The following is a 3,022-nucleotide window of genomic DNA, read 5'->3' as shown; positions in this document are numbered from 1 at the left end:
GTTAATAAATGCTGTATTAATGCTTGTCAAATCTAAAGAATATTGGCGGCAAATTTTACCTGATGATAATTGGACTCATTCACCGTATAAATTTAGAGAACAATTATCCTTAGAAATTGGTAAGTTTTATTCAAAACAAGATTGTATTATTGAAAATCATATTCCTTTTTTCTTTAAGACACTATACAAATTAATTGAAGAATAAACTATTTTGTAGGTTTAGTTAAATGAAATGCAACCCAACACATTTATTATTTCCGCCTAGTTTTGGGTTTCCTTGCGTCAACCCAATCTACTTAATAGTATAATTGATAAATAACAGATATCATTAATTAGCATTATGACTACAGTTGCTATTGTACCTACATCAAATGCCAATGGAGAAAAGTATTATCGCGCTATTGCTGGAGATAAACAGTCTGTTGGCAAAACTGCCGATCAAGCTTTAGATGCTTTGAGTACACAGTTAGGTGAGGTTGAATTTCGGGCATTATTAATTATTGATAACTTTCGTCCTGATCAATTTTTCACCAATGAGCAAAAACAACGTTTATCAGAACTGATGAGTATGTGGAGAACAGCACGAGATCAAGGACAAACACTTCCCCCAGAAATACAAATTGAATTAGATAATCTTGTTAATGCTGAACTCAATGCTGCTACAGCAAGAACTGCATCTTTAGCGCAACAGTTGAGTCATGGTGAAATCCCTTATCATAAAGTGGGAAATAATCGCAGAATATTCTATCAAGATTTGATAGAGTATAAAAATATAATTGATGCTAAACGTAGAGAAACTTTAGCAGAATTGGCAAATCAAGCTCAAGAATTAAATATGGGATATTAAATGCAAGAAAGTGGTTTGATCGTTGTTTATGATGCTTGTATTTTATATCCTGCACCACTCAGAAATTTTTTAATGTGGTTAGCTTTAACTGATTTATTTCAGGCAAAATGGACTATGAAAAACTACTAATTAAACAAAATTATGAAATATGTATTGATTATCCATGAAGTTGAAGACTATGAAGCATGGAAAAAGGTTTTTGATAATGCAGCCGATATCCGCAAGGAAGCCGGAGAAATAGCATATCAGGTTTTAAAATACGAAAATAATCCCAATAAAATAGTGCATTTTTCATCATGGACATCTATAGAAGATGCAAAGCGGTTTTTTGAATCTCCCAAACTCGTGAAAATTAGACAAGAAGCTGGAGTCAAGTCTCCTGATTTCATATATTTAGATCAACTAGAATCGGGGACGTTGTAGAGTTATAATCTGTAATCCCACAAACTACCGAAATTTAGTTTTATCAAGTACCAACCCTCGACGGGGAAAATTTTTGTCATCATTGACTGGAATCTGCCAAATTTTAATTAAATTATCTTCACCACCACTAACTAAAAACTTCCCGTCAGCACTAAAAGCAAGGGAGGTGACAGCATTACTATGTCCCGTCAATGTTAGCATTTCCTCTCCTGTAGCTACGTTCCAGAGTTTAATGGTGTGATAGATTTGTTCTTCAGAAATATTTCGCCCAGCACTTGCTAAAATTTGACCATCGGGACTAAAAGCAATAGTATTCACACTATTATCTTCTACCATGAGAGTCCGAATTTCTTTGAGGGTTTGCAGATTCCATAATTTAATTGTGCGATACCTTCGGTCAGCGCTTACGCTATCGCGGCTGGAACTTGCTAAAATTTTACCATTAGGACTAAAAGCCACAGCTATAACTGTTTGTGAACTGGTAGCTAAATTCATAATTGGTGCTTCTTGATTAAGATTCCATAATTTAATCGTTTTATCAAAACTACCACTTGCTAAGGTAACACCGTCAGGACTAATATCTACAGAACGCACCCAATATTTATGACCAATTAAAGTGCGAATTAGTTTACCTGTGATTAAATTCCAAACTTTGATAGTTTTATCATCACTAGCACTAACTAGAATTTTACCATTACTACTAATAGCTAAACTATGAATCGCATCAGTATGACTCTTTAAGGTATGAATTAATTGATTTGTTTGTAAATTCCAAACTTTGATAGTTTTATCATCACTAGCACTAACTAAAGTTTTACTATTAGGAGTGATAGCTACTGCATTGACATTTTGGGAATGTCCTTGAAGACTGGCAATTTCTATACCTGTAATGATATCCCATAATTTAATATTATGACATAGACTGTTATTACTTTTTTCGCAATCCCCAGCACTGATAATTAGTTTGTCATTTGGACTCATAACTACTGACAAAACTTTGCTTTTATGTCCAGAGAAAGTATTGACTAAAGACAATTTTTTTTCTGATGTTACAAATGTGGGTGGACTATTGCGAGGTTGACTCCAACTAAATGAAAAGTTAGTTTTTAATTTGCGAAATTCTCGATAACCGGATTCTACTAATGCGAAAGAGACAACTATCCCAAAAATGAAAATTAAATTTCTAACCCAAGTATATTTTGATGAGTGTAGTTGAGAATTTTTTCTAGGTGATTTTATGATTTTATGCTTCGCTGCTGGCAGAATATGATTATGTTTTTTCATCAAATCTCTAATTACTTCATCAGCAGATTGATAACGACTATCTATTTCTTTTTGAAGCAATTTATCTATAATTTCTGATAATTCTGAACTCAAAGGAAAGCGTAAATACTGCTGCCAATTTCCTACCCAAGCATAACCATATTCCATCCATAATTGAAAAGGAGAAATTCCTGTTAATAGGTGAAAACAAGTAGCACCTAAACTAAATAAATCACTTGCAGGATATGCTTTTCCATCTCTAATTTGTTCAATGGGAGAATAACCATGTGAACCGATAGAAGTACCATTTTTTCGCTGTACCTGTGCGGTTAATTGTTTGGAAGAACCAAAATCAATGAGTGTTAATCTCCCATCAGTTTTTCGACGAATAATATTTTCTGGTTTAATATCACGGTGAATTACTCCATGTTGATGAACAAATTTGATAATTGGTAATAAATCTAATAATATAGATTGAATATCCCAATC

3 protein-coding genes and 1 pseudogene are annotated in these 3,022 nt (G+C 33.2%); 3 read left to right on the top strand and 1 reads right to left on the bottom strand.

The features are described from left to right. From IQ228_RS26950 to IQ228_RS24030, 3 genes and pseudogenes are all read left to right on the top strand, one after another. Positions 1–205: pseudogene (locus IQ228_RS26950) on the top strand (hypothetical protein); the annotation flags it as partial. Between the two features lie 135 nt (positions 206–340). Then, positions 341–847: a hypothetical protein gene (locus IQ228_RS24035; protein WP_228044052.1), complete on the top strand. Its 507-nt coding sequence runs from the start codon at positions 341–343 to the stop codon at positions 845–847. A 141-nt stretch (positions 848–988) separates the two neighbouring features. After that, positions 989–1,270 (top strand): putative quinol monooxygenase, encoded by a 282-nt coding sequence (locus IQ228_RS24030; protein WP_193964695.1) that lies wholly within the window; start codon positions 989–991, stop codon positions 1,268–1,270. Between the two features lie 24 nt (positions 1,271–1,294). Here the strand turns inward: IQ228_RS24030 and IQ228_RS24025 are convergent. Beyond that, positions 1,295–3,022, bottom strand: a 1,728-nt coding sequence (locus IQ228_RS24025; RefSeq protein WP_193964694.1) for a serine/threonine-protein kinase, incomplete at its 5' end; no start/stop codon positions are given.

Origin of the sequence: Dolichospermum sp. LEGE 00246, assembly GCF_015207865.1 — a bacterium.
GTDB lineage: Bacteria > Cyanobacteriota > Cyanobacteriia > Cyanobacteriales > Nostocaceae > Dolichospermum > Dolichospermum heterosporum.
This window is presented reverse-complemented; position numbering and strand designations above follow the sequence as displayed.

Excerpts from the sequence above, each read along its gene's own strand:
- IQ228_RS24035 (WP_228044052.1), top strand. The coding sequence starts at position 341 with ATGACTACAGTTGCTATTGTACCTACATCAAATGCCAATGGAGAAAAG.
- IQ228_RS24030 (WP_193964695.1), top strand. The coding sequence starts at position 989 with ATGAAATATGTATTGATTATCCATGAAGTTGAAGACTATGAAGCATGG.